Below are 24,501 nucleotides of genomic sequence, written 5' to 3' on the forward strand. Positions count from 1 at the left end.
GGGGGTCCCGGTCAGGAGCGCGTCGCGACGGGGACGCGCACCCGTTCCACGATCTGGGTGAGAGCGGCCTCGACGGGCTGCGCGCCGGCGCGATGCGCACCGCGCGCGGGAAGAAGACGATGGGCGAGCACCGGGATCAGCAGCGCGGTGATGTCGTCCGGGATCACGAAGTCGCGCCCGTCGAGTGCTGCCCAGACCTTGGCCGATCGGACGAGCTGCAGCGTGGCGCGGGGGCTCGCCCCGAGGTGGAGGTTCGGGTCGGAGCGCGTGGCCTGGGCGAGCGCGACCGCGTACTCCTCGAGGGCCGGGGCGACATGGACCGACCGGGCCCAGGCGATCAGCTGCGAGATCGACAGCGCGTTCGCCACCGGCGAGACCGCGGCCAGCGGATTCACCACATCGCGCTGGCGGAGCATGAGGGCTTCGGCGGCGGCATCCGGATACCCCATCGAGATGCGCATCATGAACCTGTCGCGCTGGGCCTCCGGCAGCGCGTAGGTGCCCTCCATCTCCAGGGGATTCTGCGTCGCGACCACGAGGAACGGCTTCGGGAGCGGATGCGTGGCGCCGTCGACCGTGACCTGGCCCTCCTCCATCGCCTCGAGCAGGGCGGACTGCGTCTTGGGGGAGGAGCGGTTGATCTCGTCGGCGATCACGATGTGCGCGAAGATCGCTCCGCGCTTGAACTCGAACTCGCGGTCGACCGGGTTGTAGACCGAGACGCCGGTCACGTCGCCGGGGAGCAGGTCGGGGGTGAACTGGATGCGGCGCACCGTCGCGTCGACGCTCGCAGCGAGGGCTCGAGCCAGCATGGTCTTGCCGACCCCGGGAACGTCCTCGATGAGAAGGTGGCCCTCCGCCAGCAGACAGACGAGAGCGCTGCGCACGGCATCCGGCTTCCCGTCGATCACCTGGCCGATCGACGACAGGATCGCCGAGGTCTGCGCGGCGAACGCGTCGGCGTCGATCATCGCCGGGATCCGGGGGGAGTTCTCTGGCATGCGTTCCCTCTCGCGTTGGCGCCTCGGTGCGCGTTACTCGATCGTAACCCTGCGGAGGGGTCGGCGCTCTGGCAGCTTTCCCTGAGGATGCGGACGCGGGCGCCCCACGATTCGGGGGTTCGTGCGCGTCGGGTTAGGATGGATCTCGGCTCTCCGCGTGGCGGCATCCAGGCCAATTCCCCCAGGGCGGAAACGCAGCAAGGGTAACCGGGCTCTGCTGGGTGCGCGGAGGGTCATTTTCTTTGCCCTCGAGCGGGTCGATGCCATGTGCGTCCCTGCGTCCGCGGCATCTTCCCCCGATTCCGAAATCGTGGAGGTGCCGGATGCCGTGGGTCTTTGAATGCGTCGACGAGCCATGTCTGTGCTGTCGCGGCTTCGGCGGTGGTCGTCTGCTCGGGCGGAGACGAAGCGAAGGCTCTGGAACTGCATTCTGATATATCGGAAAAGCATTCTGATCGGGGTCTTTTATGGGTCTGAATGTCGGTGGCCCCAGGTTGACTGGGGGTTATGAACAGCCGCACGGACATCTTGGATCGGGTCGTCGCCGAGCTCGATTCTGTGCTGTCCGGTGACGGGTTGGCGGGTCTGCCTGACGCGGAGCGGATGGATGTGCTGCGTATCGCGGGGGCGGCGTTCCGGCGTATCCAGGCGGTGGTGGTCGAGACGACCGCGTCCGCGGATCCGGATTTCTCGCACTCGTTCGGCTGTCGGGGGCAGAACGAGTTGTTGCAGCGGGTGTTGCGGGTGGATGTGGCCGGGGCGACGCGGGTCGGGAAGGTCGCGGATGCGGTGCGCCGGGACGTGAGCCCGTCGTCAGGGGAGCGGTTGCCTGCCCGGTATCCGGCGTTGCGGGAAGCGCTGCTCGACGGTGTGGTCGGGGTTGCGGGTTTCCTTGCGGCGATCACGCCGATCGACAGGGCCGCGCACCGGTTCGGGCGCGAAATTCTCTGGGAAGCGGATGCCGCGCTCGCGGATTACGCCCGCGGGTGCCGTGCAGCGGAGCGGGATGTCGAGACCGACGCGGATGACAGCGACATCGACGCTGCACCCGAGGCGGATGACGCGCCCGCGGCGACGCCGGAGGATCTGCGGCAGTTCGCGCAGGTGTTGGCGATGGTGTTGGACCCGGACGGTCCGGAGCCGTCGGAGCAGGGCGCGCGGCATCAGCGGTCCCTCACGATCGGCCGGTTGAAGGACGGGTTGCATGCGATCCGCGGGCATCTGCTCCCGGATGTCGCGGCGCAGTTGCAGGCGATCATCGACGCGCAATGCAACCCGAAGACCGACGGACCCCCGATGCCCGGCGTGCAGTTCCAGGACTCCGATCAGCCCCCAGGGGACGAAGCGCGCACGGATGAGCCGCACCGGAATGACTCGGCCGCCGATGAGCCGGAGGCGTTTGATCGGCGCAGTGCGGGACAGAAGCGGCACGACGCGCTCGCTGCGGCGCTGGGGATCGCGGCGCGGCATGAGGAGATGCCCACTCTGGGTGGAGCGTCGCCGACGCTGGTCGTGCACGTGGAGGCGAAGGATGTCGCGGCCGGTACCGGGTGGGCGCGGATCGCCGGGTCCCTCGCCCCGGTCGGGCTGCATGTCGCTGCGCACACGGCCTGTGCCGGGTCGATCCAACGTGTCCTTTTCGACGAGGGACGGATCGTCGGCATCAGTGTCACCGATCGGATGTTCCCGGTGCATCAACGGCGGGCGATCCTCGCTCGCGACAAGGAGTGCCTGATCCCCGGGTGTCATGTCCCGGCGTCGTGGTGTGAGATCCATCACGTGGTCGAGCATGCGCGGGGTGGGCAAACCCATACCGATAACGGGGTCGCGTTGTGCTGGTGGCATCACCGGTCGCTGGACACGTCGGGGTGGGAGATCCGGATGAACGCCGGCGTCCCCGAGATCCGCGGACCGGCCTGGTGGGACCCCCACGGGAGATGGCGCGCCCCGAGACCGAGCATCCCCACCCGCCTCACCCACATCCGCGCCGGCAGCTGAACCCGAACCTGGCATCCGCGCCCGACGTCGCTGCCGCGCGCTCGACCGCGATGTGACCGATCGGCTTGCCGTGCTCAGTCGTCTCCGGGGTACGCCTGCGACAATCAGCAGGTGACCGTCATGCCGCCCCGCAACAGCCCGAACACGCAGAGCACCTCGAACGCTCTCGGCCGTTTCGTGTCGCCGGTCGCGCTGCTCGCGTTGATGTGGCTCGTCCAGTTCGTCGACGCGATCCTGCCCGGCTCCTTCACCGGATTCGGCCTGCGGTCCTGGGACGTCACCGGTCTCGGCGGCATCGTGCTCGGCCCGCTGTTGCACGCGAACTGGGCTCACCTCATCGCCAACTCCGTGCCTTTCCTCGTGCTCGGCTGCCTGGTCGCCGTCGAAGGCGCACGGCGGTTCTGGGCGGTCACGTCGATCGTCGCGATCGTCGGCGGACTCGGCACGTGGCTCGTCAACGCGCCCGGCACCCTGACCGTCGGCGCCTCCGTCCTGGTGTTCGGCTACTTCGGCTATGTCGTGATGCGCGTCTTCGCTCCCGGCCGCGTCGCGCACCGCATCCTCTATGCCGTCATCGCCCTCATCGTCATCTCCCTCTACGGAGGGTCGATGCTCGCCGGTGTCTTCGGGGCGGCGGAAGGCGTGTCCTGGCAGGGTCATCTGTTCGGCGCCATCGGCGGCGGCGTCGCCGCGCTCGCCGGGCGGCGACGACGACCGGATCGCGAAGTGCTGACCCCATGAGCCGCGGTCGGGCCAACCCGCAGCGAAGGGCGCGACCTCGGAAGACCTCGAAGCCCCGCGCCGCCGCGGCGCGAACCGCCGCGCGGGGAACGACGAGGAAGAGGGCGACCAAGCGCCGGAAGCCCGGAGCCCGCCGTCAGGCGGTGATCCGCCTGCGTCGTCGGCGGATGCTGCGTCGCATCCTGATCTCGACCGGAGCGGTCGCGGCGGCCGTCGCGCTCCTGGTGCTGATCCCGCTCGGGCTCGCCCGCGATCCCGCGGCGATCTGCCTCGACGACCCGAAGACCTTCCCGGAGGCGGGCATCGAAGGCTGGAGCGGCGAGCAGCTCGAGAACGCCGCGACCATCGTGCGCACGGCATCCGCCCTCGGGTTCGGACGCGACGGGCAGATCCTCGGCGTCATGACGGCGATGGGGGAGAGCAGCCTGGAGAACATCGACTACGGCGACTGGGAGACCAGGGGCTTCACCAACCCCGACGGCACGCCCACCACCAGCATCGGCCTGTTCCAGCAGCAGGAGTGGTGGGGCACGGTCGAGGCGCGGATGGATCCGGCCACCGCGGCGACGATGTTCTACGAGCGACTCGGACGAGTGCCCGACTGGCAGCAGCTGCCGCCTTCGCACGCGATCCATCGCGTGCAGGTGAACACCGACCGCGACTACTACGCCCGCTTCCAGGAGGACGCCGCCGCGATCGTCGATGCCCTGTCCGGCACGTGCACGGCAGACCCCGCCTAAGCTGAACCCGTGGCGCGGAGCATCTACATCACCTCGGCCGAAGGCCATACCGGAAAGTCGACGATCGCCCTGGGGGCGCTCGACGCCTTGATGCGCGTGTCGCCGCGGGTGGGCGTGTTCCGCCCGATCGCCCGGTCGGTCACCGAGCGCGACGAGATCCTCGACCTGATGCTCGCCCACGACGGCGTGCACCTCGACTACGACGACTGCATCGGCGTCACCTACGACGATGTCCGCCACGACCCCGACGCGGCGTTGTCGACCATCGTCGCGCGATTCAAGGCGGTCGAGGCGCAGTGCGACGCGGTCGTGATCATCGGCAGCGACTACACCGACGTCGCGAGCCCGGCCGAACTCGGCTACAACGCCCGGATCGCCGCGAACCTCGGATCTCCCGTGCTGCTCGTGCTCAGCGGCCGCGATCAGCAGCGTCAGGCCGAGCAGCTCGGCACGACGACCGCGCGCACCGCGTCGGCCGTCAGCCAGATCGCCGCCCTCGCGCTGTCGGAGCTCGCCGAGGAGCGCGCCGAGCTGTTCGCGGTGGTCGTCAACCGCGCCGATCCCGCCGCTCTCGACGACATCGTCGCCGAGGTCTCCGGAGCGCTTCCGGAGGCAGGGACGCCCGTCTGGGCGATCCCGGAGGACCGTGCGCTGGTCGCGCCCTCGATCCGCAGCATCCTCGCCGCCGTCGACGGGAAGCTCCTCAAGGGTGACGACGACAGGCTCGGACGCGAGGCGCTCACGATCGTCGTCGCCGGGATGTCGATGGTGAACGTGCTCCCGCGCCTGACCGAGGAGGCGGTCGTGGTGATCCCGGCGGATCGCACCGAGGTGCTCCTCGCGGCGCTGCTCGCCGATTCGTCCGGCACGTTCCCGCGCATCGCCGGCATCATCCTCAACGGACCGTTCCCTCTTCCGGAGCCGATCGTGCAGCTCCTCGACGGCTTCTCGTCGTCGGTGCCGATCATCACGACCGACCTCGGCACCTACGACACGGCGGTGCGGGTGATGGGCACCCGCGGCGTGATCTCGCCGGACTCGCGAGCCCGCTACGATCGCGCCCTCGGCCTCTTCCAGACGCACGTCGACATCACCGAGCTGACCACGCAGCTCGGGCTCGCCGAATCGCGGGTGGTGACGCCGCTCATGTTCGAGTACGGCCTCATCGAGCGGGCGCGCGCCGACCGGCGCCACATCGTCCTCCCCGAGGGCGACGACGACCGCATCCTCCGTGCCGCCGCCACGCTGCTCGCCCGGGAGGTCGCGGATCTCACGATCCTCGGCGACGAGGCGTCGGTGCGGGCGCGGGCCGTCGAGCTCGGCGTCGACATCACCGCGGCCCGGGTCGTCAGCACCACCGATCCCGAACTGGTCGAGCGCTTCGCCGCCGAGTACGCCCGCCTGCGGGCGCACAAGGGCATCACCCTGGCGCAGGCTGCCGACACCGTGACCGACGTCTCGTACTTCGGCACGATGATGGTGCACCTCGGCCTGGCCGACGGCATGGTCTCGGGCGCCGCGCACACGACGGCGCACACGATCCGGCCGTCGTTCGAGATCATCAAGACGAAGCCGGGCGTGACCGTCGTCTCCAGCGTCTTCCTCATGGCGCTCGCCGACCGCGTGCTCGTCTACGGAGACTGCGCCGTGATCCCCGACCCGACGAGCGAGCAGCTCGCCGACATCGCCGTGTCCTCGGCGGCGACGGCCCGCCAGTTCGGCATCGAGCCGCGCATCGCGATGCTCTCGTATTCGACGGGGGAGTCGGGATCCGGAGCCGACGTCGACAAGGTCCGTGCGGCCACCGCCCTGGTGCGCGAACGGGCTCCCGAGCTGCTCGTCGAAGGCCCGATCCAGTACGACGCGGCGGCGGACGCCGCCGTCGCCAAAGCCAAGCTCCCCGACTCCGCGGTGGCGGGCCGGGCGACCGTCTTCGTCTTCCCCGACCTCAACACCGGCAACAACACGTACAAGGCGGTGCAGCGCTCCGCCGGCGCCGTCGCCATCGGGCCGGTGCTGCAGGGCCTCAACAAGCCGATCAACGACCTCTCCCGCGGGGCTCTCGTCGACGACATCGTCAACACGGTGGCGATCACGGCCATCCAGGCCCAGAGCGCGAGAGACCGGAGCGCGGAAGACCAGAGCGCGGACGAGGGCGCGGCATGAGCGCCATCCTGGTGATCAACAGCGGATCCTCCTCGTTGAAGTACAGCCTGATCGACGTCGAGACCGAGGAAGAGCTCGCGAACGGCCTGATCGAGCGGATCGGCCAGGACGCCAGCCCGGTCTCGCACACGGTCCGGCCGGAGACGACCGCGGATGCCGTGCCGACCGTGCTCGATGCGACCTACCGGTCCGAGCTGCCGGTGGCCGACCACCACGCCGCCTTCGCCGTGATGCTGGAGCAGTTCGCGGCGCACGGCCCGTCGCTGGAGGAGCGCCCGCCGGTGGCCGTCGGCCATCGCGTGGTGCACGGCGGCGCCCGGTTCTACGCCCCGACGCTGATCGACGCCGACGTCGAACGCCAGATCGACGAGCTCGCGGTGCTCGCGCCGCTGCACAATCCGGCGAACCTGGCCGGCATCCGTGCGGCGAAGGCCGTGTTCACGGCCGTGCCGCACGTCGCCGTGTTCGACACCGCCTTCCACCAGACGCTGCCGCCGGCCGCCTTCACCTACGCGATCGACGCCGCGCTCGCCGCCGAGCACCGGGTGCGCCGCTACGGCTTCCACGGCACCAGCCACCAGTACGTGAGCGAGAAGGCGGCAGCGTTCCTCGGCAGAGATCTCGCCGACCTCCGGCAGATCGTCTTCCACCTCGGCAACGGCGCCTCGGTCACCGCGATCGACGGCGGTCGCTCGGTCGAGACGTCGATGGGCCTCACCCCGCTCGAGGGCCTCGTGATGGGCACCCGATCCGGCGACCTCGATCCCGCCGCCCTCGTGCACCTGTCGCGGCGCGCCGGGCTGTCGATCGACGACCTCGACCGCCTGCTCAACAGCCGCAGCGGGCTCCTCGGCCTCGCCGGTCGCAGCGACATGCGCGACATCCTCGCCGGTGTGGACGAGGGAGACGATGCTGCGACGCTCGCCTTCGACGTCTACATCCATCGACTCCGCGCGTACGCCGGCGCCTACATCGCCCAGTTGAGCGGGGTGGACGTCATCTCCTTCACGGCGGGCGTGGGAGAGAACGCGGCGCGCGTGAGAGCCGAAGCCCTGGCGACCCTCGGATTCGCCGGGGTCGAGATCGACCCCTCGCGCAACGAGGCTCGCGAGCGCGGCATCCGTCGCATCTCCGCCGATGCGTCTCCCGTCACGGTCCTCGTGGTCCCGACGAACGAGGAGCTGCAGATCGCCCGCCAGACCGCAGGGCTCCTCTGAGCGGATGCCGTGTCAGGGGTTACCCCGCCGGGCCGCACCGCATTACGCTTGCACAGTGGCACGGAGAGGTGCCGAACCCTCATCGCCCTTCTCCTGGAGGCTCCTGTGCCAGAAGCCCTGCCCGATCTGCTCCACGCCGACGGTGTGCTCTTCGACCTCGACGGCGTCCTGACGCCGACGGCGGAGGTGCACATGCGGGCATGGAAGGTCGTGTTCGACGACGTCTTCGCACGCTGGGGCATCACCCCTGCGTACAGCGACGCCGACTACTTCGATTTCGTCGACGGCAAGAAACGCTACGACGGCGTCGCCAGCCTGATGCAGAGTCGCAACGTCGAGGTCCCCTGGGGCGACGTCGACGACGATCCCGCCGCCGAGACGATCTGCGGCATCGGCAACCGCAAGAACGCCGCCTTCGCGGTCTCACTGCGCAGCGAGGGCATCGCGCCGTACCCCGGATCCCTCGCCCTCGTCGAGAAGCTGCACGCCGCCGGTGTGCCCCTCGGCGTGGTGTCGAGCTCGAAGAACGCCGAGGAGGTGCTCGGGGCCGCAGGGCTCCGTGACTTCTTCCGGATCGTCGTCGACGGCGTCGTCGCCGAGCGCGACGGCCTCGCCTCCAAGCCCGCCGCCGACATGTTCGCCGCGGGCGCCGCCGCCCTCGGCGTCGACCCGGCCCGGTCCGTGGCCGTCGAGGACGCCACGTCGGGCGCCGCATCCGCCGCCGCAGCCGGCTTCGCCACGGTCGTCGGCGTCGATCGCGGCACGGGCGCCGACGCGCTGCGCGACGCCGGGGCCACCGTCGTCGTCGACGACCTCGATGTCTTCCTTTCCGAGACCCGCACCGAGAACCCGGAGACCGCATGATCGACCGCGACCGCTTCCCCGTCGACCCGTGGCGTCTCATCGAGACGAGCTACTCCGAGGAGGGCGTGGGCGAGACGCTGTTCTCGGTCGGCAACGGCTACCTCGGCCTCCGCGGCAACCACATCGAGGGCCGCGGCGCCCACGAGCACGGAACCTTCATCAACGGGCTCCACGAGACCTGGCCGATCCGCCACGCCGAGCAGGCCTACGGCTTCGCCGAGGTGGGGCAGACCATCGTCAACGCGCCCGACGCGAAGATCATGCGCGTCTACGTCGACGACGAGCCGATGTCGTTCGACGAGGCCGACGTGCGCGAGTACCAGCGCACCCTCGACATGCGCACCGGCGTCCTGGAGCGACTCGTCGTCTGGGAGACCCCGTCGGGCAAGCGCGTGCGCATCCGCGACGAGCGCATCGTCAGCTTCGAGGAGCGGCACCTGGCGATCCTCCGCCTCGAGGTCACGGTCGAGAACTCCGACGCCCCGGTGACGATCAGCTGCCAGCTGCTCAACCGGCAGGACGGCGGCAACGTCTATGCCGGAACGCCGGTGGCGGCGCAGAAGAAGAAGGCCGGCTTCGACCCTCGCAAGGCCGAGAAGATCGCGGATCGGGTGCTCGAGCCCGCCGAGTACTGGCAAGACGGCCTGCGCGCGACGCTGTCGTACCAGGTGGCCGACTCGGGCATGACGGTCGCGGTGGTCGCCGACCACATCATCGAGACCGACAACGAGTACAGCGCCCGTCAGCTCGTCGAACCCGACATCGCCAAGAACGTGTTCCGCGTGCAGGCGAAGGCCGGCGTCCCGATCCGGATCACCAAGCTCGTCAGCTACCACACCTCGCGGGGTGTGCCGCCGCGCGAGCTCGTCGACCGCTGCCGCCGCTCCCTCGACCGGGTCGCGGTGGAGGGCGTCGAGACGCAGTTCCGTCGGCAGGCCGACTGGCTCGCCGCGTTCTGGGAGCGCAGCGACGTGCAGATCGGCGGGCGCGACGACATCCAGCAGGCGACCAGGTGGTGCCTGCTGCAGCTCGCGCAGGCGTCGGCCCGCGCCGACGGCACCGGCGTGCCGGCGAAGGGCGTCTCGGGCTCGGGTTACAGCGGCCACTACTTCTGGGACACCGAGATCTACGTGCTCCCGTTCCTCACCTACACGTCGCCGCAGTGGGCGCGCAACGCGCTCCGCGCCCGCGTCCAGATGCTCCCCGCCGCCCGCCGCAGGGCCGCGCAGCTGAACGAGGCCGGCGCGCTGTTCCCCTGGCGGACCATCAACGGCGAGGAGGCATCGGCCTACTACGCCGCCGGCACCGCGCAGTACCACATCAACGCCGACGTGAGCTTCGCGCTCGGCAAGTACGTGCGCGCCACGGGCGACGAGGACTTCCTGCGGCGCGAAGGCGCCGACATCGCGATCGAGACGGCGCGGCTCTGGGCGACCCTCGGCTTCTGGCGAGGGTCCCGGCTGATGGAGGAGCCCGGCGCGGGCGAGACGATCGAGACCTTCCACATCCACGGCGTGACCGGCCCCGACGAGTACACGACGGTCGTGAACGACAATCTGTACACGAACGTGATGGCGCGGTACAACCTCCGCTATGCGGCGCGGATCGTGCGGGAGATCCAGGAGACGTATCCCGAGGACTACACCCGGCTCGTCGAGCGCACGGGTCTCGGTTCGGGCGAGGCGGAGGCGTGGGAGCGCGCCGCAGAGGCCATGTTCATCCCGTACAGCGAGAGCCTCGGCATCCACCCGCAGGATTCGCTCTTCCTCGAGCGCGAGGTCTGGGACCTCGCCCAGACGCCGGCCGATCAGCGTCCGCTGCTGCTGCACTTCCACCCGCTGGTGATCTACCGGTTCCAGGTGCTGAAGCAGGCGGATGTCGTGCTCGCGCTGTTCCTGCAGGGCAACCACTTCACCCCGGAGGAGAAGCGGGCCGACTTCGACTACTACGACCCGCTGACGACCGGTGATTCCACGCTGTCGGCGGTCGTGCAGTCCATCCTCGCCGCCGAGGTGGGATATCAGGACCTCGCCCAGCGGTACTTCGAGCAGTCGCTGTTCGTCGACCTGCACGATCTGCACCACAACGCCGCCGACGGTGTGCACGTCGCCTCCGCCGGCGGGGTGTGGACGGCGCTCGTCTGCGGCTTCGGCGGCATGCGCGATTACGCGGGCGAGCTCAGCTTCGATCCGCGCCTGCCGGCGGACTGGCCCTCGCTGTCGTTCCCGCTGCAGTGGCAGGGATCGGATCTGCAGGTCACGGTGACGAAGGATCAGCTCCGGCTGCGGGTGCGCAGCGGGGCGCCCGTCGCGTTCACCGTGCGGGACGTCGCGTACATCGCGACGACCGACGAGGCCATCGTGGTCCCGCTCGCCGACCAGGGGCCGCTGATCCCCGGACGCCCGACGCTGCGGCAGTTCGCCGACGCGCTGCGCGAGGACGGCACGAGGCTCTCGGCATCCGTTCCGGTCATCACGACGACGATCCCGATCATCGAGCCGATCGACTGATCAGGTGACCCGCCGAAGTGTCGGTGGCACGCCGTAGGCTGTTGAGGTGACCACAGCCCTCTACCGCCGCTACCGACCCGAGACGTTCGGCGAGATGATCGGGCAGTCCCAGGTGACCGATCCGCTGATGACCGCGCTGCGCGGTGACCGTGTCGGGCACGCCTACCTGTTCTCCGGGCCGCGCGGGTGCGGCAAGACGACCTCGGCGCGCATCCTCGCCCGCTGCCTGAACTGCGCGGCAGGGCCGACCGACACGCCCTGCGGCACCTGCGACAGCTGCGTCGAGCTCTCCCGCGCCGGCGGGGGATCGCTCGACGTCGTCGAGATCGACGCCGCGAGTCACAACGGCGTCGACGACGCGCGCGACCTCCGCGAGCGGGCGACGTTCGCCCCGAGCCGTGACCGCTACAAGATCTTCATCCTCGACGAGGCGCACATGGTGACGCCGCAGGGGTTCAACGCGCTGCTGAAGCTCGTCGAGGAGCCGCCGGAGCACGTGAAGTTCATCTTCGCGACGACCGAGCCCGAGAAGGTGCTCGGCACGATCCGCTCGCGCACGCACCACTACCCGTTCCGTCTCGTCCCGCCCGCCGCGATGCTCGAGTACGTCGCGAAGCTCTGCGGCGAAGAGGGCGTGATCGTCGAGCAGGGCGTGCTCCCGCTCGTGGTCCGTGCCGGCGGAGGGTCTCCGCGAGACACCCTGTCGCTGCTCGACCAGCTGATCGCCGGCTCCGACGCCCCGGCCGGCTCCGAGACCGTCACCGTCGGGTACGCCCGTGCCGTCGCCCTCCTCGGGTACACGCACGCGGCCCTGCTCGACGAGATCGTCGACGCGCTCGCCGCGGGCGACGCCGCAGCCGCCTTCCCCGCGATCGACCGCGTCGTGCAGACCGGTCAGGACCCCCGTCGCTTCGTCGACGATCTGCTCGAGCGGCTGCGCGACCTCATCGTGATCGCCGCCGTCGGCGCCGGTGCGTCGGCTGTCCTGCGCGGCATCGCCGAAGACGACCTCGAGCGCATGCGCGGGCAGGCGGCGGCCTTCGGCGCCTCCCGCCTCTCGCGCACGGCCGACGTCGTCAGCGCGGCTCTCGACGACATGAGCGGTGCGACCTCCCCGCGCCTGCACCTCGAGCTCATGGTGGCGCGCGTGCTCGCCGGAGCGACGGATGCCGTGGCGACCGCTCCAGCGGCCGCTGCCGAGCGCCCGGCGGCTCCCGCCTCCCGTGCCCAGGCGCCGGCCGCCGAGGCATCGAGGCCCGCCGCGGCACCGGCACCGGCGGCATCCGCACCGGCAACGGCCGCTGCGGCACCTGAGCCGGCGGTCGCTGCTGTCGCGACCCCTGCCGTCGATGCTCCGACCGTCGAGACCTCGGCCGAGACGACGGCGGCTCCGGATGCCGCGCCGCCCGCGCCGGAAGCCGCTCCCGCAACGGCTGTCCCCGCGGGGCCGGTGACCCTGGAGAGCGTCACCGCCGCCTGGCCCGCCGTGCTCACGCGTCTCGAGGGCATCAGCCGCACGTCCTGGCTGCTCGCGACAGCGGTGCAGCCGCTGGCGTACGTCACGGAGAGCGACGTGCTGACGCTCGGCTTCACGAGCCAGCACGACGTGGCCAAGTTCAAGGGGACGACGCCCGGCTCCGGACCGTCCGACCACCTGCGCACGGCCATCGAGCAGGAGCTCGGCGTGCGTGTGAAGTACATCCCCGCTCCGATGCCTTCCGGCGGTGCGCCGCGCCAGCCCGCGGCATCCGCCGCCTCGGCACCGTCCGACGCCGCGCCCGCATCGGAGCCTGCGTCAGCGGGGTCCTCCCGTCCGCAGGTCCGTGGCGCGTCCGCTCCCTCCGTGACGGAGTGGGCGGTCGCCCCCATCCCCACGGCGGAGCCCGCGGGCGAGGCGCCGGCGCCGGCATCCCCGCTTCCCGTCGATGACGAGCCCGAAGAGGTCGAGGCGGCGGCATCCGCGCCCGTTCCCCCCGCCGACGGCGCCGTGGATCGTGACGAGCCTCCCCTTCCGGGCGACGACGATGCTCCCGCCTTCGACGACGAGCCGCCGTACGACCCGGCCTACGAGCCGGCCGGAGCGTCACAGGGACCGCCGCCGCGTCAGGAACAGCGGGGGCCGTCCGCTCCCGCTGCTCCCGTAACTCCCCGGGCGCAGCGTGCACCCGCCGCTCCGCCCGTCGTCACCGATCGCGCGCCCTCCGTCGGGGGAGTGCAGCGCTACGGTGAGGCCGTGATCCGCCAGGTGCTCGGCGCGACCTTCCTGCGCGAAGAGCCCTACGAGCCCCCGACGAGGTTCTCCTGATGTACGACGGCATCGTTCAGGAGCTGATCGACGAGTTCGGTCGGCTCCCCGGCATCGGGCCGAAGTCGGCCCAGCGCATCGCGTTCCACATCCTGCAGACGCCGACGTTCGACGTCGCCCGCCTCGCGGAGCTGCTCACCGAGATCCGCATCCGCGTGCGGTTCTGCGAGGTGTGCGGCAACGTCGCCGAGCAGGAGCGGTGTGCGATCTGCCGCGACCCTCGACGCAGTCAGGCCCTGATCTGCGTCGTCGAAGACGCGAAGGACGTCGCGGCCATCGAGCGCACCAGAGAGTTCCGCGGGCTGTACCACGTGCTCGGCGGCGTGATCAGCCCCATCGCCGGCATCGGCCCCGACGATCTGCGCATCGCCCAGCTCATGACGCGGCTGGCCGACGGCACCGTGCAGGAGGTCATCCTGGCCACCAACCCCAACCTCGAGGGCGAGGCCACGGCGAGCTACCTCAGCAGACTGCTGACGACCATGCAGATCACCGTCTCGCGGCTGGCCTCCGGCCTCCCGGTCGGCGGCGACCTCGAATACGCCGACGAGGTCACCCTCGGTCGCGCCTTCGAGGGCCGGCGCGTCCTGTGAACGCCCAGGGAGGGTTCTCCCGCCGCGGTTGGCTCCTCTTCGGCGCGATGGCGCTGCTGTGGGGCGTGCCCTATCTCTTCATCAGCATCGCGGTCGAGTCGCTCTCCCCGCCCGCGATCGTGGCCGGCCGCACTCTCATCGCCGCAGTGCTGCTGCTGCCGTTCGCCCTCCGCGGCGGGGCGCTGCGCGCCGCCCTCAAGCACTGGCCGTGGGTGCTGGCCTTCGGGCTGGTCGAGATGGCCGGTCCCTTCGTGCTGCTGGGGCATGCCGAGATGACGCTGCCCTCGGGCATGACCGGTCTTCTGGTCGCCACGGTGCCCCTTTTCGCGGCCCTGATCGCCCTCGGCGGAGGGGATCGCGGCGTGCTCCGCCCTGCGCGGGGCATCGGCCTCCTCGTCGGCTTCGTGGGCGTCGGGATCGTGGTGGCGGGACCGGGGCTGTTCGGCGGCGAGGTCAGCCTGCTCGCCGCGGGCGAGGTGCTGCTCGTCGCGGTCCTCTACGCGATCGCCCCGTTCATCGTGGCGCGCAAGCTCGCCGATGTGCCCTCGCTCGGCACGATCACGCTGTCGCTGCTGATGATCGGCATCCTCTACCTCCCGATCGGTCTGCTCACCCAGCACGAGGTCCCGACGCTGCCGTCCATCGGCGCGCTCCTCGCTCTCGCGGTGATCTGCACGGCCGTCGCGTTCCTCGCGTTCTTCGCCCTCATCCGCGAGGTCGGACCGGTGCGCGCGCCGCTGTTCACCTACGTGAACCCCGTCGTGGCGATCGTGCTCGGCGCGATCGTGCTCTCCGAACCGCTGACGCCCGGGCTGCTCATCGGATTCCCGCTCATCATCGCCGGATGCTGGTTCGCGGCGACCGGCGGGCGCCTGCGGCGCGCCACCGGCGACCCGCTCGGCTCCGATCCGCTCGCATCCGATCCGCCTCCCGCCGCAGCGCTGCCGCCGGCTCCCTGACGCCTCGACGCGCTGCCCGTCTGCTCGTCCCTCCGCGACACATGCGCGGCGGGGTATACGGGCCGATCGTAGAATGAGCGGTGGGCGGATCCGCCCACCATCCCCGGGAGTGAACGTGGCCCTCATCGTGCAGAAGTACGGCGGCTCCTCTGTCGCCGACGCAGAGAGCATCAAGCGCGTCGCCAAGCGCATCGTCGACACGCGTCGCGCCGGGCACGACGTGGTCGTCGCCGTCAGCGCCATGGGCGACACGACCGACGAGCTGCTCGACCTCGCGAACGAGGTCGCTCCCATCCCCGCGCCGCGCGAACTGGACATGCTCCTCTCGAGCGGTGAGCGCATCTCGATGGCGCTGCTGGCGATGGCCATCCATTCGATGGGTTTCGAGGCGCGTTCCTTCACCGGCAGCCAGGCCGGCATGATCACCGACTCGCAGCACGGCGCGGCCCGCATCGTCGATGTGACGCCCGTGCGCCTGCGCGAAGCGCTCGACGAGGGCGCGATCGTCATCGTCGCCGGCTTCCAGGGCTTCAACCGCGACACCCGAGACATCACGACCCTCGGCCGCGGCGGCTCCGACACCACGGCGGTCGCCCTGGCCGCAGCGCTCGGGGCCGACGTCTGCGAGATCTACAGCGACGTCGACGGCATCTACACGGCGGACCCCCGGGTGATCCCGAAGGCGCAGAAGCTCGATCACGTCTCGACGGAGGAGATGCTCGAGCTCGCCGCCAACGGCGCCAAGGTGCTGTACATCCGCGCCGTCGAATACGCACGCCGTCACGGCGTGCTCATCCACTCCCGGTCGACGTTCTCGTCGGCCGAGGGCACGTACGTTCTGGGCGAGGGTATGAAGAACCCGCGCGAAGCCGAGGGAGCAGTCATGGAAGAACCGATCGTCGCCGGTGTGGCCACCGATTTCAGCCATGCCAAGATCACCGTCGCCGGTGTCCCCGACGTACCGGGCAAGGCGGCCGAGATCTTCAAGATCGTGGCGAGGTCCGGCGCGAACGTCGACATGATCGTGCAGAACGTCTCCGCGACGGGCCGCACCGACATCTCGTTCACCGTCCCCAAGGCGGATGCCGCGGCAGCGCTCAAGGCCCTGGCCGCCGAGCAGAACGAGGTCGGATTCCAGAACCTCGTGCACGACGACCAGATCGGCAAGCTCTCGGTCGTCGGCGCCGGCATGCGCACGCACTCCGGCGTCTCAGCGACGCTGTTCGAGGCCCTCTCGGCCGGCGGCATCAACATCGAGATGATCTCGACCTCCGAGATCCGCATCTCGGTCGTGCTGCGTGGTGACGACCTCGCCGAGGCGGCACGCACCGTGCACACGGCCTACGGCCTCGACGGCGACTCCGAGGCCACCGTCCACGCCGGCACAGGTCGTTGACCCCACCCGCCCTCGCCCCCGTGACGGCGCGGTAGACTCACCGCAACCCTGACACCGGCGCCAGGCGCGGCATCCGCATCCCGACGCTGCGCCCGACGCTTCGTACGCAGCATCCGCACGACGCCAAGGAACATCATGACCCGCATCTCCGATTCAGGACTCTCCGTCGCCATCGTCGGCGCCACCGGCCAGGTGGGCACCGTCATGCGCGAGATTCTCGCCGAGCGGGCGTTCCCGATCCGCGAGCTGCGGCTCTTCTCGTCGTCGCGCTCCGCGGGCACGGCGATTGAGTTCGGCGGAGCGACCGTGATCGTCGAAGACGTCGAGACAGCGGTTGCCGCCGGCATCGACATCGCCCTGTTCTCCGCCGGCGCGACCGCCAGCCGCGCCTACGCGCCGCGCTTCGCCGCGGCGGGCGCCGTGGTCGTCGACAACTCGAGCGCCTGGCGCAACGACCCCGAGGTCCCGCTCGTCGTCAGCGAGGTCAACCCGCACGCGATCGACGATCGCCCCAAGGGCATCATCGCGAACCCGAACTGCACCACGATGGCGGCCATGCCCGTCCTGAAGGCGCTGCACGCGGATGCCGGCCTCGAGCGCCTGATCGTCTCGACGTATCAGGCGGTCTCCGGCTCCGGCCTCGCCGGTGCGCAGGAGCTGCTCGGACAGATCGAGGGGGTCCTCGCCCAGGGCGACACGCTCCGCCTCGTGCACGACGGCTCGGCCGTCGACTTCCCGCAGCCCGAGAAGTACGTCGCCCCCATCGCCTTCGACGTCATCCCGTTCGCGGGCAACCTCGTCGACGACGGACAGAACGAGACCGACGAGGAGAAGAAGCTCCGCAACGAGAGCCGCAAGATCCTCGAGCTGCCCGACCTGCGCGTCGCCGGCACCTGCGTGCGTGTCCCGGTCTTCACCGGGCACTCGCTGTCGATCCACGCCGAGTTCTCGAAGGACATCACACCGGAGCGCGCCACCGAGCTGCTCGCGGCGGCCCCCGGCGTCGCCCTCGAAGAAGTTCCGACCCCGCTCCAGGCAGCCGGCAAGGACCCGAGCTTCGTCGGTCGCATCCGCGCCGACCAGTCCGCACCCGAGGGCAAGGGTCTCGTGCTGTTCATCAGCAACGACAACCTGCGCAAGGGAGCGGCGCTCAACGCGGTGCAGATCGCCGAGGTGCTCGCCGAGCGTCTCGCCGTCATAGCCTGACCGCATCGCCGCCATGCGCATCCGGTCTCATCGGGCCGTCCGCGCGGACCTGGGCTGGCTCTGAGACCCGTGCGGCCGAACTAGACTGATCTGGTGACTGAAAACGTCGATGTCGTCCTGATCGGCGGTGGCATCATGAGCGCCACCCTGGGTACTCTGCTGCACGAGCTGCAGCCGGAGTGGAAGATCGTCGCCTTCGAGCGACTCTCCGATGTCGCCCAGGAGAGCTCGAACCCCTGGAACAACGCAGGAACCGGTCACGCCGCCCTGTGCGAGCTGAATTACATGCCGCAGCAGGGCGACGCGCCTCTCGACCCGGCGAAGGCCGTCTCGATCAACGAGCAGTTCCAGCAGAGCCGTCAGTTCTGGTCGTCGCTGGTCGACAAGGGCGTGCTCGACGCGCCGTCGACCTTCATCAACGCGACTCCGCACATGACCTTCGTGCGTGGCGAGAAGGACGTCGCCTACCTCAAGGCCCGCTACGAGGTGCTCAAGGAGCAGCCGCTGTTCGCGGGCATCGAGTACAGCGAGGACTCGCGCGTCATCAACAAGTGGGCGCCGCTCCTCATGCAGCAGCGTCGCAAGGGCGAGCCCTTCGCGGCCACACGCGTTCCGGCGGGGACCGACGTCGACTTCGGCGCCCTCACGCACCAGCTGTTCGACCACCTCACCGCCTCCGGCGTCGAGCTGCGCACGAACCACGAGGTGCGCAGCCTGAAGAAGCAGAAGGGCGGCGGCTGGCTGGTCAAGTACCGCACGACGATCGGCCGCACCCCGAACGAGGTCAAGGCGCGCTTCGTGTTCGTCGGTGCGGGCGGCTGGGCGCTCAAGCTGCTGCAGAACTCCGGCATCCCCGAGATCAAGGGCTACGGCGTCTTCCCCATCGGAGGACAGTTCCTCAAGACGACGAACCCGACGGTCGTCGCGCAGCACAAGGCGAAGGTGTACTCGCAGGCCTCGGTCGGCGCCCCGCCCATGTCGGTCCCGCACCTCGACACCCGCGTCGTGGGCGGGGAGGCCTCGCTCATGTTCGGCCCCTTCGCGACGTTCAGCCCCAAGTTCCTCAAGAACGGCTCGATGCTCGACATCGTCTCGCAGGTGCGCGCGCACAACCTGATGCCGATGCTGCAGGTCGCGGTCAAGAACCCCGATCTCATCACGTATCTCGTGGGCGAGCTGCTGAAGAACCACGCGAAGAAGGTCGACAGCCTGCGCACCTTCATGCCGACCGCGAAGGACGAGGACTGGACCCTCATCGACGCCGGTCAGCGTGCCCAGGTGATGAAGAAGGATCCGCAGAAGGGCGGCATCCTCCAGTTCGGCACCGAGGTGGTCTCGTCGGCCGACGGATCGATAGCCGGCCTCCTCGGCGCATCGCCCGGCGCATCGACGGCCGTCCCGATCATGCTCCAGCTGCTCAAGACCTGCTTCCCGGCTGAGTACGCGGGCTGGGAGCCCGAGCTGCGCGCGCTCATCCCGACGTTCGGCGAGCAGCTGAACAAGGATGCCGAGCTCGCGGAGGAATCCACGGCGGCGACCGCCGCGACCCTCGGCATCAACGCCTGAGCCGGCACCGTGGCGAAGCTCTACTTCCGCTACGGCGCGATGAACTCCGGCAAGTCGACCTCGCTGCTGCAGGCCGCGTACAACTACGAGGAGCGCGGGCAGCATGTGCTGCTCGCCAAGCCCGCGATCGACACCAAGGGGGCGTCCGAGATCGCCAGCCGGCTCGGCGTCACGCGCGAGGTGGACTTCCTGATCGGCCCGGGGGATGACGCCCGGCGCCTGTTCGGCGAGCACCGCGAGCGCATCCGGCGTTCGGCGGAAGAGGAGCTGATCCCGAGCGGGCCGGTCGATGTGGCCTGCCTCCTCATCGACGAGGCGCAGTTCCTCACGCCACCGCAGGTCGACGACCTGTTCCGGATCGCGATCGAGGATCGCATCCCGGTCATGGCCTACGGCATCCGCAACGACTTCCTGACCCATGCGTTCCCCGGCTCCGCCCGCCTGCTGGCGATCGCGCACTCGCTGGAGGAGCTCAAGACGATCTGCCGCTGCGGACGGAAGGCCGTGTTCAACGGCCGCGTCATCGGAGGGCGGTTCGTCTTCGACGGCGATCAGGTCGCGATCGACGAGGGGGCCGACGGCTCCGCCGCGCCCGAGCTGACGACGTACGAGTCGCTGTGCGGCACCTGCTACCTCGAGGAGTCCGGCGGACGCCTGGGCTGAGCGCTCGACCTCTTCTCGCCGACTCTCTTCTCGCCGACTCTCTTCTCGCCGAACGGCCCCTTTGAGGGCGAACGGCACCTCTGGGTGCGTCCTCAAAGGGACGGCTCGCGCACAGAGGGGCGGTTCGGCCGGTTCGCGCCGCCGACGTTGCGTGGTCTGACCACACGCGCTACTGTGGTCAGACCACATGCCGCGGCACCCGCGCCCGCGTGCCGCGACGAGGAGGACGGATGCCGGAGCAGCAGCCCGCGCGCGCCTGGCGTCTCGTGCTCGAGCACATCGAGCGCGATCTCCTCGACGGACGCCTCGGCCCGGGCGACGGGCTGGCCTCGGAGCGGGACCTGGCGAGCGAACTGGGTGTCGGTCGATCGAGCGTGCGCGAGGCCTTCCGCGTCCTCGAGGTCATGGGGCTGATCCGCACAGCCACGGGCTCCGGGCCCCAGTCCGGTGCCATCGTGATCGCGACCCCGACCGGCGGGATGTCGGCGCTGCTGCGGCTCCAGGTCGCGGCCCAGGGGTTTCCGCTCGCCGACGTGGTGCAGACGCGTCTGGTGCTCGAAGACGCCGTCGTCGGGGCTATGGCGGCATCCGATGAGCGGGACACGGCCCGCGCGCACGAGCTCCTCGAGGCGATGGACGCGGCAGACCTCACCCCGGAGGAGTTCCTCGCCCTCGACGCGCAGCTGCACCTCTCTCTGGCCGAGGGCAGCGGCAACACCGTCATCGCGGCGATGATGGCGGGGCTGCGCTCGTCGATCGAGTCGTACGTGCAGGGCGGGGTCGCCGCGATCCCCGACTGGGAGGCCATGGCCGCCCGGCTGCGCATCGAGCACCACGAGCTGGTCTCCGCGATCGACGCCGGCGACGCCGATGCCGCGCGATCCCTCGTGCGCGCCCACATCACCGGCTACTACACGCAGATACTGACCCCCTGATCCTGACCCCCTGATCCGCACCGAGAGGCACACCATGGTCCAGCGCCAGCTTCCCAACCCCGCAGAGCTGCTCGAGCTCATGAAGTTCAAGAAGCCCGAGCTCGACGGCCGCAAGCGCCGCCTCGACGCCGCTCTCACGATCGACGATCTGCGCTCGATCGCCAAGCGCCGCACCCCGAAGGCGGCCTTCGACTACACCGACGGCGCCGCTGAGGGCGAGCTCTCGCTCACCCGCGCGCGTCAGGCGTTCCAGGACGTGGAGTTCCACCCGGGCATCCTCCGCCCAGCGCCGACCGTCGACACGAGCGTCGAGATCCTCGGCGGGCCGTCCGCTCTGCCGTTCGGCATCGCCCCCACCGGCTTCACGCGGCTCATGCAGACCGAGGGTGAGGTCGCCGGCGCAGGCGCCGCGGCCGCCGCCGGCATCCCGTTCACCCTCTCGACGCTCGGCACGACGTCGATCGAGGGCGTCAAGGCCGCCACCCTTCGAGAGCCTCAGGGACCGGTCCCCGGACGGAACTGGTTCCAGCTGTACGTGATGCGCGACCGTGAGATCTCCTACGAGCTCACCCGCCGCGCGGCCGCCGCCGGCTTCGACACCCTGCAGTTCACGGTCGACACCCCGGTCGCCGGCGCCCGTCTGCGCGACAAGCGCAACGGCTTCAGCATCCCTCCGCAGCTGACGCTCGGCACGATCATCAACGCGATCCCGCGGCCCTGGTGGTGGTTCGACTTCCTGACCACCCCGAAGCTCGAGTTCGCGTCGCTGAGCACCACGGGCGGTACCGTCGGCGAGCTGCTGGACGCCGCGATGGACCCGACGATCAGCTACGACGACCTGGCGGTGATCCGCGACCTATGGCCCGGCAAGATCGTCATCAAGGGCGTGCAGAACGTCGAGGACTCGATCCGCCTGCGCGATGAGGGCGTCGACGGCATCGTGCTCTCGAACCACGGCGGGCGCCAGCTCGACCGCGCCCCGATCCCGTTCCACCTGCTTCCCGAGGTCCGCAAGGCGGTCGGGGACGACTTCACGGTGATGATCGACACCGGCATCATGAACGGCGCCGACATCGTGGCGGCGGTGGCGCTGGGGGCGGACTTCACGCTCATCGGGCGCGCCTACCTGTACGGACTGATGGCGGGTGGTCGCCAGGGCGTCGATCGCACGATCGCGATCCTGCGCAGCGAGATCGAGCGCACCATGCGGCTGCTCGGCGTCTCGTCGCTCGCGGAGCTCGAGCCCGGACACGTCACGCAGCTCACCCGCCTGGTGCCGGTGTCGCGCGCGGTGACCGAGGCGGTCGTCCGCTGACCGGGGAAGCGGTCAGGCCGAGGTGACGGCGGCGCGGGCACGTGGCGGCCAGGGCACGAGCATCGAGGTGGTGCGCCGGTACTCCGCATAGGCGGGATACTTGCCCGCTGTGATGGACTCGGTGAAGATCGTCGATCCGATGAACAGCACGGTGAGCAGGGCAGGACCGATGATGGTCGGGTTCAGCGCTCCGCCCAGGATGCCGGCGCCCCCGGCCACCGCGGCCGTCGCGCCGATGGCGTAGAACGCCCACCACTGCGCCTGCTCGAAGAAGAAGTTCGGGTGACGGCTGTAGCGGAACAGGCCGTCGGTCGCGAAGCCGGGAGCGAGCGTGCCGCCGGCATTCTTCTTGCGCTGGTGGAAGCGCCACTGCTGCTGGTCGGCGACGGTCTCACCCACGAGGAACCCCAGGAACGCGGCCACGAAGAGCGCGTCCCACCCGGTGAGGCCGGAGGGGTTCTGCGCGGCGACGGCGGCGGGGAGCGTGATCAGCACCAGCAGCGTCATCTGGTAGCCGATGATGAACAGCACGTTGAAGACCTGGAACTGCCACGGCTTCATCCGCTTCCGCAGGATGGCCCACCGGTAGTCCTCCATGCCCGTGTACCCGCCCTTGCGGGCGAAGTTGAAGGTCAGACGTACGCCCCACAGGGTGGCGAGCACCCCCATCAGCACCACGCGCGCCGAGCCGTCGCCCGCGGCGAAGGCCCCGCCGACGAAGATCCACACGTACACGACCGGAACGATCGACCAGGCGCGATCCACCCAGGACGTGTCACGGGTGATCAGCGAGAGCGCCCAGCAGGCGAGACCGGCGATCGCGGCGACGATGATGACGATCAGCAGGGCATCCATGACGCCATGCTAGATCCCCGTCGCGGATCGGCGGCGATTCAGAGCGTCGGGAGGAGCGCGTCGAGCCGGTCGGCGGTGTCTTCCCAGCCCTCGACCGACACGGACGGCACGCCGATCGCGAGCACCGGGTAGTCGTTGCCGCCCTCGTCGAGGCGGTCGCCGTAGAAGAGCATGGCGGACAGGGGGATGCCGGTGTGCTCGGCGAGCCGCCGCATGCCGAACGCCTTGTCGATGCCCGCCTGCGTGATGTCGATCGAGGTCGACCCGCCGGAGCGCACCTCGAGCCCGGGCAGCCGTGCGCTGACGGCGTCACGCAGCAGGGCGCGCTTGGAGCCCGTCGGGTCCCACGCGTGCTTCGCCGCGCGCGGGGCGCGCTGGCCGAGGGCCGAGAAGGTGATCTGCGAACCTCGGTCCTCGAGGATCTCGCCCCAGGGCTCTGTCTCCCACAGCCCGAGGCGTTCGGCCTCCTCGCGGAGCGCGGTCAATGCGGCGGTCTTCTCGGCGTCGCTGAGGTCGTGCGCGTACACGGGAGTGAAGTCGGTGCCGTCGTGCCGAAGGTACCGCGTGCCGCAGGTCGGCAGCAGGTGCAGGCGCGCGAGGTCGGCGGCATCCGCGTCGCCGAGCCGGGCGATCACCTGCGTGCGGAACTGCGCCTCGTTGCCGCCCGAGATGATCGCGACATCGACGGAGCGCAGCAGCGCCCGGAGGAGGTCGGCGATGCGCTGGTCGATCAGGCCCTTGGACGGAGCGAGCGTGTCGTCGAGGTCGAAGGCGACGAGTGCGGGAGCGGGAGCGGTCATGATGCCTCCAGCGTAGGAGATGGCTGCGGAGCGAAGCGCGGCGCGAACGCGAGTGTGCACAGCACAGCGAACGCGACGCCGGCGGTCGCTCCGGAGGAGTTGGCGATCACGTCGGTCAGGGTCGCCGCGCGGTGCGGCAGCGCGACACGCTGAGCCGCCTCGATCGAGAGCGACAGCAGCGGTCCGACCAGCAGCGACAGCAGCCACACCCGGCGGGGGAGCAGCACGAAGGCGAGCACCCCGACCGGGAGGAAGACGAGGATGTTGGCGATGACTTCGAGGCGCGTGAAGTCGAGGGCGGTCCACCCCAGCTGCTGGATCGTCGAGAGCACGAGATCCAGCAGATTCGGCATCGTCTGCTCGACCCGCGACGGCGTCAGCGTCAGCAGGGCGAGGCCGGCGAGGAAGGGGATGCCGAGGGCCAGAGCCCATGCGCGGGTGTGACGGCGCGGCGGGGGAAGCAGAGAGCCCATGAGTCCCTTCCGTGCGCTGTCTCCGTACAGAGAAGGCCGCCCCTGAGGGCGGCCTTCCGGTGTCACTGGTCGGGGTGACAGGATTTGAACCTGCGACCTCTTCGTCCCGAACGAAGCGCGCTACCAAGCTGCGCCACACCCCGTTTGCAACCCTCCGAGTCTACAGGGAAATGTCCCGTGCGCCGAATCGTGAGCGCG

20 protein-coding genes, 1 tRNA gene and 1 other RNA gene are annotated in these 24,501 nt (G+C 70.1%); 17 read left to right on the forward strand and 5 right to left on the reverse strand.

The window, feature by feature from the left end; genetic code table 11:
• Positions 1–11: 11 nt before the first annotated feature.
• Positions 12–1,001 carry a MoxR family ATPase gene (locus MRBLWH11_RS10410; protein ID WP_116635762.1) on the reverse strand — a complete coding sequence of 330 codons (990 nt, stop codon included), beginning with the start codon at positions 999–1,001 and terminating at the stop codon, positions 12–14.
• A gap of 144 nt (positions 1,002–1,145) precedes the next feature.
• Here MRBLWH11_RS10410 and ffs point away from each other — a divergent pair.
• The 17 genes from ffs to MRBLWH11_RS10495 all read left to right on the forward strand — a co-directional run bounded on the left by ffs (position 1,146) and on the right by MRBLWH11_RS10495 (position 22,175).
• Positions 1,146–1,242, forward strand: an RNA gene (gene ffs, locus MRBLWH11_RS10415) — signal recognition particle sRNA small type.
• Positions 1,243–1,604: 362 nt separating this feature from the next.
• Complete coding sequence (locus MRBLWH11_RS10420) at positions 1,605–2,999, forward strand: DUF222 domain-containing protein (RefSeq protein ID WP_341944821.1); 1,395 nt, start codon at positions 1,605–1,607, stop codon at positions 2,997–2,999.
• Positions 3,000–3,119: 120 nt separating this feature from the next.
• The gene (locus MRBLWH11_RS10425) at positions 3,120–3,740 is read left to right on the forward strand and encodes a rhomboid family intramembrane serine protease (protein WP_341947822.1); all 621 of its coding nucleotides are present in this window, start codon (positions 3,120–3,122) and stop codon (positions 3,738–3,740) included.
• On the forward strand, positions 3,737–4,480 hold the full coding sequence (locus tag MRBLWH11_RS10430) for a hypothetical protein (RefSeq protein WP_341944822.1): 744 nt from the start codon (positions 3,737–3,739) through the stop codon (positions 4,478–4,480). The genes MRBLWH11_RS10425 and MRBLWH11_RS10430 overlap by 4 nt, the downstream gene beginning before the upstream one ends.
• Positions 4,481–4,489: 9 nt before the next feature.
• A complete protein-coding gene (pta, locus tag MRBLWH11_RS10435; RefSeq protein WP_341944824.1) occupies positions 4,490–6,646 on the forward strand; it encodes a phosphate acetyltransferase in 2,157 nt (718 codons plus the stop codon).
• Entirely contained in the window at positions 6,643–7,863 is a 1,221-nt protein-coding gene (locus MRBLWH11_RS10440; protein WP_341944825.1) for an acetate kinase, read from the forward strand. The genes pta and MRBLWH11_RS10440 overlap by 4 nt, the downstream gene beginning before the upstream one ends.
• A gap of 105 nt (positions 7,864–7,968) precedes the next feature.
• Positions 7,969–8,727 (forward strand): HAD-IA family hydrolase, encoded by a 759-nt coding sequence (locus tag MRBLWH11_RS10445; protein WP_341944826.1) that lies wholly within the window; start codon positions 7,969–7,971, stop codon positions 8,725–8,727.
• Complete coding sequence (locus MRBLWH11_RS10450) at positions 8,724–11,237, forward strand: glycosyl hydrolase family 65 protein (RefSeq protein ID WP_341944827.1); 2,514 nt, start codon at positions 8,724–8,726, stop codon at positions 11,235–11,237. The genes MRBLWH11_RS10445 and MRBLWH11_RS10450 overlap by 4 nt, the downstream gene beginning before the upstream one ends.
• Before the next feature lie 46 nt (positions 11,238–11,283).
• Positions 11,284–13,542, forward strand: coding sequence for a DNA polymerase III subunit gamma and tau (locus tag MRBLWH11_RS10455; RefSeq protein WP_341944828.1), 2,259 nt, complete (start codon positions 11,284–11,286; stop codon positions 13,540–13,542).
• Positions 13,542–14,135, forward strand: coding sequence for a recombination mediator RecR (recR, locus tag MRBLWH11_RS10460; RefSeq protein WP_116635769.1), 594 nt, complete (start codon positions 13,542–13,544; stop codon positions 14,133–14,135). The genes MRBLWH11_RS10455 and recR overlap by 1 nt, the downstream gene beginning before the upstream one ends.
• Positions 14,132–15,094, forward strand: coding sequence for a DMT family transporter (locus MRBLWH11_RS10465; protein WP_341944829.1), 963 nt, complete (start codon positions 14,132–14,134; stop codon positions 15,092–15,094). Before recR ends, MRBLWH11_RS10465 begins: the two co-directional genes overlap by 4 nt.
• A gap of 115 nt (positions 15,095–15,209) precedes the next feature.
• Positions 15,210–16,490, forward strand: coding sequence for an aspartate kinase (locus MRBLWH11_RS10470; RefSeq protein ID WP_116635958.1), 1,281 nt, complete (start codon positions 15,210–15,212; stop codon positions 16,488–16,490).
• A gap of 135 nt (positions 16,491–16,625) precedes the next feature.
• On the forward strand, positions 16,626–17,696 hold the full coding sequence (locus tag MRBLWH11_RS10475) for an aspartate-semialdehyde dehydrogenase (RefSeq protein WP_341944830.1): 1,071 nt from the start codon (positions 16,626–16,628) through the stop codon (positions 17,694–17,696).
• 93 nt (positions 17,697–17,789) lie between these two features.
• A complete protein-coding gene (locus tag MRBLWH11_RS10480; RefSeq protein WP_341944831.1) occupies positions 17,790–19,262 on the forward strand; it encodes a malate:quinone oxidoreductase in 1,473 nt (490 codons plus the stop codon).
• Positions 19,263–19,271: 9 nt separating this feature from the next.
• Positions 19,272–19,925, forward strand: coding sequence for a thymidine kinase (locus tag MRBLWH11_RS10485; protein WP_341944832.1), 654 nt, complete (start codon positions 19,272–19,274; stop codon positions 19,923–19,925).
• Positions 19,926–20,155: 230 nt separating this feature from the next.
• Positions 20,156–20,860 (forward strand): FCD domain-containing protein, encoded by a 705-nt coding sequence (locus MRBLWH11_RS10490; protein ID WP_341944833.1) that lies wholly within the window; start codon positions 20,156–20,158, stop codon positions 20,858–20,860.
• 34 nt (positions 20,861–20,894) lie between these two features.
• Positions 20,895–22,175, forward strand: a complete 1,281-nt coding sequence (locus MRBLWH11_RS10495) for an alpha-hydroxy acid oxidase (protein ID WP_341944834.1) — start codon at positions 20,895–20,897, stop codon at positions 22,173–22,175.
• 12 nt (positions 22,176–22,187) lie between these two features.
• Here the strand turns inward: MRBLWH11_RS10495 and MRBLWH11_RS10500 are convergent, their stop codons facing one another.
• The 4 genes from MRBLWH11_RS10500 to MRBLWH11_RS10515 form a co-directional block, all read right to left on the reverse strand.
• Entirely contained in the window at positions 22,188–23,030 is an 843-nt protein-coding gene (locus MRBLWH11_RS10500; protein ID WP_341944835.1) for a DUF1295 domain-containing protein, read from the reverse strand.
• Positions 23,031–23,068: 38 nt separating this feature from the next.
• Positions 23,069–23,830: an HAD-IIB family hydrolase gene (locus MRBLWH11_RS10505; RefSeq protein ID WP_341944836.1), complete on the reverse strand. Its 762-nt coding sequence runs from the start codon at positions 23,828–23,830 to the stop codon at positions 23,069–23,071.
• Positions 23,827–24,303, reverse strand: coding sequence for a VanZ family protein (locus MRBLWH11_RS10510; RefSeq protein WP_341944837.1), 477 nt, complete (start codon positions 24,301–24,303; stop codon positions 23,827–23,829). The genes MRBLWH11_RS10505 and MRBLWH11_RS10510 overlap by 4 nt, the downstream gene beginning before the upstream one ends.
• Positions 24,304–24,369: 66 nt before the next feature.
• Positions 24,370–24,446, reverse strand: a tRNA-Pro gene (locus tag MRBLWH11_RS10515).
• Between the last annotated feature and the right edge of the window lie 55 nt (positions 24,447–24,501).

The organism is Microbacterium sp. LWH11-1.2, from assembly GCF_038397745.1.
Taxonomy (GTDB): Bacteria; Actinomycetota; Actinomycetes; order Actinomycetales; family Microbacteriaceae; genus Microbacterium.

Bases quoted from the DNA above. Each gene is read 5' to 3' on its own strand.
- MRBLWH11_RS10410 (WP_116635762.1), bottom strand. From the start codon at position 1,001: ATGCCAGAGAACTCCCCCCGGATCCCGGCGATGATCGACGCCGACGCG.
- MRBLWH11_RS10420 (WP_341944821.1), top strand. From the start codon at position 1,605: ATGGATGTGCTGCGTATCGCGGGGGCGGCGTTCCGGCGTATCCAGGCG.
- MRBLWH11_RS10425 (WP_341947822.1), top strand. From the start codon at position 3,120: ATGCCGCCCCGCAACAGCCCGAACACGCAGAGCACCTCGAACGCTCTC.
- MRBLWH11_RS10430 (WP_341944822.1), top strand. From the start codon at position 3,737: ATGAGCCGCGGTCGGGCCAACCCGCAGCGAAGGGCGCGACCTCGGAAG.
- MRBLWH11_RS10440 (WP_341944825.1), top strand. From the start codon at position 6,643: ATGAGCGCCATCCTGGTGATCAACAGCGGATCCTCCTCGTTGAAGTAC.
- MRBLWH11_RS10450 (WP_341944827.1), top strand. From the start codon at position 8,724: ATGATCGACCGCGACCGCTTCCCCGTCGACCCGTGGCGTCTCATCGAG.
- recR (WP_116635769.1), top strand. From the start codon at position 13,542: ATGTACGACGGCATCGTTCAGGAGCTGATCGACGAGTTCGGTCGGCTC.
- MRBLWH11_RS10475 (WP_341944830.1), top strand. From the start codon at position 16,626: ATGACCCGCATCTCCGATTCAGGACTCTCCGTCGCCATCGTCGGCGCC.
- MRBLWH11_RS10490 (WP_341944833.1), top strand. From the start codon at position 20,156: ATGCCGGAGCAGCAGCCCGCGCGCGCCTGGCGTCTCGTGCTCGAGCAC.
- MRBLWH11_RS10495 (WP_341944834.1), top strand. From the start codon at position 20,895: ATGGTCCAGCGCCAGCTTCCCAACCCCGCAGAGCTGCTCGAGCTCATG.
- MRBLWH11_RS10500 (WP_341944835.1), bottom strand. From the start codon at position 23,030: ATGGATGCCCTGCTGATCGTCATCATCGTCGCCGCGATCGCCGGTCTC.
- MRBLWH11_RS10505 (WP_341944836.1), bottom strand. From the start codon at position 23,830: ATGACCGCTCCCGCTCCCGCACTCGTCGCCTTCGACCTCGACGACACG.
- MRBLWH11_RS10510 (WP_341944837.1), bottom strand. From the start codon at position 24,303: ATGGGCTCTCTGCTTCCCCCGCCGCGCCGTCACACCCGCGCATGGGCT.